1 protein-coding gene is annotated in these 238 nt (G+C 41.6%); it reads right to left on the bottom strand.

Annotation, left to right across the window (positions count from 1 at the left end; all coding sequences use genetic code 11):
- A partial coding sequence (locus tag RYX56_RS25110; protein ID WP_317124482.1) for an ABC transporter substrate-binding protein occupies positions 1-238 on the bottom strand: 238 nt, incomplete at both ends.

Below are 238 nucleotides of genomic sequence, written 5' to 3'. Positions count from 1 at the left end.
CCCATTTACCAGTGAAACATTCTTTTCACCATTTACACGATCCCATTCATTCGGTGGAATATCTGTTGCAATGTCTACCCCGCCTGTTAATAATTCACCAACACGTGTAGAACTTTCAGGAATGGCTCTGACGATAACTTTCCTCCATTTCGGTTCTCCTGCAAAATAATCTTTGTAACCTTCTAAAACAACTCGGTCATCTCGGTCCCATTTAACGAATTTATAGGGACCTGAACCG

Origin of the sequence: Alkalihalophilus lindianensis (genome assembly GCF_032843265.1) — a bacterium.
GTDB classification, from domain to species: domain Bacteria; phylum Bacillota; class Bacilli; order Bacillales; family Bacillaceae_D; genus Alkalihalophilus; species Alkalihalophilus lindianensis.
Note: the sequence above shows the minus strand (reverse complement) of the source record. Positions and strands in the feature narration are given on the sequence as shown.